The sequence below is a fragment of the Streptomyces sp. NPDC056948 genome (assembly GCF_042674225.1).
Classification (GTDB): Bacteria; Actinomycetota; Actinomycetes; order Streptomycetales; family Streptomycetaceae; genus Streptomyces; species Streptomyces purpurascens.
On the sequence record NZ_JBHUQX010000605.1, the window covers coordinates 1 to 4,157 of the forward strand.

At 70.7% G+C, this 4,157-nt stretch carries 3 protein-coding genes; 2 read left to right on the forward strand and 1 reads right to left on the reverse strand.

Features of this window, described 5'->3' with window-relative positions; genetic code table 11:
* Positions 1–97: 97 nt before the first annotated feature.
* Positions 98–1,288, forward strand: coding sequence for an MFS transporter (locus tag ACFTZL_RS42005; RefSeq protein ID WP_382595008.1), 1,191 nt, complete (start codon positions 98–100; stop codon positions 1,286–1,288).
* Between the two features lie 36 nt (positions 1,289–1,324).
* Here ACFTZL_RS42005 and ACFTZL_RS42010 read toward each other — a convergent pair whose 3' ends face one another.
* Complete coding sequence (locus ACFTZL_RS42010) at positions 1,325–2,380, reverse strand: LacI family DNA-binding transcriptional regulator (protein WP_382595011.1); 1,056 nt, start codon at positions 2,378–2,380, stop codon at positions 1,325–1,327.
* Positions 2,381–2,779: 399 nt separating this feature from the next.
* Here ACFTZL_RS42010 and ACFTZL_RS42015 point away from each other — a divergent pair, with 399 nt between their 5' ends.
* Positions 2,780–4,105, forward strand: a complete 1,326-nt coding sequence (locus ACFTZL_RS42015; RefSeq protein WP_382595013.1) for an ABC transporter substrate-binding protein — start codon at positions 2,780–2,782, stop codon at positions 4,103–4,105.
* Positions 4,106–4,157: the final 52 nt, after the last annotated feature.

Below are 4,157 nucleotides of genomic sequence, written 5' to 3' on the forward strand. Positions count from 1 at the left end.
CCCTGAGTAATCAGCCGGTGGCTTCGATGAAGCCACCGGCTGAAGCTTTTTGCGCGCCTCTCCGGGGCGACACGGCAGGCGGGGCTACCGTCGCGGCATGGACGGTGGACGCCGAGGGTGGCGCGCGTGTGTGCTCAGCGGGGTCGTGTTCGCCGTCTGCATGGCCGGCACCACGCTGCCGACCCCTCTCTACCCCCTCTACCAGGACAAGTTCGGGTTCTCCGAGCTGACGGTGACCGTGGTGTACGCCCTGTACGCCTTCGGGGTCATCGGCGTGCTGCTGCTGGTCGGCAACGCCTCGGACACCGTGGGCAGACGCCCGGTGCTGCTGTGCGGCCTGGGCCTCGCCGCGGCGAGCGCCGTCTGTTTCCTGTGCGCCACCGGGCTCGGCTGGCTGTACGCGGGGCGGCTGCTGTCGGGACTGTCCGCCGGGCTGTTCACCGGCGCGGCCACCGCGTACGTGATGGAGCTGGCGCCCGAGGGCGGTGCCTCCCGGGCCACGTTCGTGGCGACCGCCGCCAACATGGGCGGACTGGGCTGCGGTCCGCTGCTGTCCGGGGTGCTCGCGCAGTACGCCCCCTGGCCGCTGTATCTGCCGTTCGTCACGCACCTCGTCCTGGTGGCCACCTCCGCCGCCGTCCTGCTGCGGCTCGCGGAGACCGTGCGGGAGCGGCGGCCGCCGCGCACCGTACGGCCCGAGCGGCCCGCCCTGCCCCCGCGGGTGCGGGCGGTGTTCGGACCCGCGGCGACCGCCTCCTTCGTGGGGTTCGCGCTGTTCGGGGTGTTCACGTCGGTCAGCCCGGAGTTCCTCGCCGAGTCCCTGGGCGTGACCGACCACGCCGTGAGCGGGCTGATCGTCGCGCTGGCCTTCTTCGCCTCGACCGCCGGCCAACTCGCGGTCGGCCGGGTCGGTGTACGGCGCTCCCTCCCCCTGGGCTGCGCCGGGCTCCTCGCCGGGCTCGCCCTGCTCGCGGGCGCGCTGCGGTGGGACCTGATGGCGCTGGTGGTGCTGAGCGCGCTCATCGGCGGGGCCGGGCAGGGGCTGGCGTTCCGCGGCGCGCTGTCCGAGGTGGCCGGGGCCTCGCCCGAACACCAGCGCGCCGCGGTGATCTCGACCCTGTTCGTGGTGGCCTACGCGGGCATCTCGGTCCCGGTGATCGGCGTAGGCCTGCTGACCGGCCCGATCGGCCTGGAGGGGGCGGGCCTGGTGTTCATCGCGTGCATGGCCGTCCTGGTCTCGACGGCGGCCGCCTATCTGCTCCGGCGGCCGGCACCGGTCAGGACGTGACTCCCGCGGCCGGAGTCCTGTCCGCGGAAACCCCCGTCACGACGACGACCGGGGCACCAGCTCCGTGGCCAGGACCATCTGGCGTCGCTCCAGACCACGGGAGGCCGAGGGGCGGCGGTCGGCGATCTCCGTGAGGAGGAGGTCGATCATGCTGTGGCCCATCTCCTCGATGGGCTGGCGGACGCTGGTGAGGGGCGGCTCCATGTGGCGGGCGATCGCGGAGTCGTCGTAGCCGACGAGCGCCACGTCGTCGGGGATGCGGCGGCCCGCCTCGCGCAGGGCCTGGCGGGCACCGGCCGCGGTGACGTCGGAGGCGGCGAAGACCGCGTCCAGGGTGGGGCGGCGCTCCAGCAGGGCCGCCATGGCGCGACGGCCACCCTCCTCCGTGAAGTCGCCCGCCTCGATCAGCGCCTCGTCCGCCTCGTGGCCCGCGTCGCTCAGGGCCTCCCGGTAGCCGTCGATACGGCGCTGGGCACCGTAGACGTCGAGGTGTCCGGTGATGTGGGCTATCTGGCGGCGGCCACCGGACAGCAGGTGCTCGACGGCTTGGCGGGCGCCGCCGTAGTTGTCCGAGTCGACCGACGGGAGCGTCTCCGCTGACGAACGCGGGCCGCTGATCACCGCCGGTATCTCGAGCTGGGCCAGCAGGTCGGGCAGCGGGTCGTCCGCGTGCACGGAGACCAGCAGGACGCCGTCCACCCGGTGGGCCGCCAAGTACTGGGCGAGGCGGCGGCGTTCACGGTCGCTGCCCGCGAAGATCAGCAGGAGTTGCATCTCCGTCTCGGAGAGCGCCGTCCCGACGCCCTTGAGCATGTCCGAGAAGTACGGCTCCGCGAAGAACCGGGTCTCCGGCTCGGGGACGACCAGCGCGATCGCGTCCGTACGGTTCGCCGCCAGGGCTCGCGCGGCGGTGTTCGGGACGTATCCGAGCTCCGCGACCGCCGCCTCGACGGCCGCGCGGGTCGCGTCGCTGACCCGGGGTGAGCCGTTGATCACCCGGGAGACGGTGCCGCGGCCGACACCGGCGCGCGCCGCCACCTCTTCGAGGGTGGGCCGGCCACCGCTTCGGCCCCGCGCTCCGTGGCTTGCCATGGGCTCCGCCTTCCCGTCCACACCCGCACTCTGCGGCTGGCCTGGAATTTAACAGGCTCGTCGGCTCTGATGACCGCCACCGAGGGCTTGTCACCCCCGGCCTTCCGCTTGGGCCCGACGAGCCGGTCCGACCGGCTCGATACCGCCGGCCCGGGCCGCAACGGGCCTCGGGCCGGGTCCAGTTAACGGCCCGATAACTGAACGCATCTCTCCCTGTCCGGTCCCTTGACACCCCCGCCCCGACCCGCGAACCTTCAACACATCACTGGTGGGAGCGCTCCCACAGTACCTGACACATACACAACCCGCACGTTCCCCGCCCGAGCCGAAGCGAGTAAAAACGGGTCCAACAATGCAGTTGGCCGGGGGGTCGGCACGTCAGGGCAACAGGAGGACGACATGCGAGCACGCATCCGAACCGCCCGCAAGGCGATGGTCGTCGCGGCCGTCGCGTCGCTGGGCGCCGGGCTGCTGGCCGGCTGTGCCGACGACGGCGGCGACGACAGTTCCGGCTCCTCGTCCGGCGACAGCAGCGGCAAGACCACGATCTCGGTGGGCCTCTTCGGCACCATGGGCTTCAAGGAAGCCGGCCTCTACGACGAGTACGAGAAGCTCAACCCGAAGATCAAGATCGCTCAGAACGTCGTCGAGCGGAACGAGAACTACTACCCGGCGCTGCTGAACCACCTCACCACCAACAGCGGTCTGCTGGACGTCCAGGCCGTCGAAGTCGCCAACATCGCCGAGGTCACGGCCACCCAGGCCGACAAGCTCGAGGACATGTCCAAGATCTCGGGCGTGAGCAAGAGCAACTGGCTGGACTGGAAGTGGCAGCAGGCCACGACGAAGGACGGCAAGACGGTCGGGCTCGGCACCGACGTCGGTCCGATGGCGATCTGTTACCGCACGGACCTCTTCAAGCAGGCCGGTCTGCCCACCGACCCGGCCGAGGTCGGCAAGCTGTGGGCCGGTGACTGGGCCAAGCTCGTCGACGTCGGCGAGCGCTACAAGTCGAAGGCTCCCGACGGCACCTTCTTCATGGACTCCCCCGGCGGTCTGATCAACGCGATCCTGGGCAGCGAGAAGGAGAAGTTCTACGACTCCTCCGGCAAGGTCATCTACAAGACCAACCCTGCCGTGAAGGCCGCCTTCGACCTGACCTCCGAGGCCGCCGAGAAGGGCCTGGTGCAGTCGCAGACGCAGTTCCAGCCGTCCTGGAACTCCACGATCGCCAACAACAAGTTCGCCACGATCGCCTGCCCGCCGTGGATGCTGGGCACGATCAAGGGCAACGCGAAGCCTGACGCGGCCGGCAAGTGGGCCGTGGCCGAGGCGCCCAAGGGCGGCAACTGGGGCGGCACCTTCCTCACCGTGCCGAAGAGCGGCAAGCACGTGAAGGAGGCCCAGAAGTTCGTGGCCTGGCTGACCGCGCCGGAGCAGCAGGCGAAGCTGTTCAAGGTGCAGGCCAGCTTCCCGAGCGCCCCGTCCTCCTACACGATGCCCGAAGTGACGGGCGCCACGAACGAGATGACGGGTAAGCAGGAGATCGGCCCGATCTTCGCGGAGGCCGCCAAGGCCGCCCCGGTCCAGGTGATCGGCCCGAAGGACCAGATCATCATGCAGGGCCTGTCGGACAACGGCGTGATCCTGGTGACGAAGGGCAAGTCGGCCAAGGAGGCCTGGGAGTCCGCGGTCAAGACCATCGACAACAAGCTGGATCAGTGACCCGTATGGCCACCCGTCACGACACCGCCGCGCCCCCCGTGGAGGGGGGCGC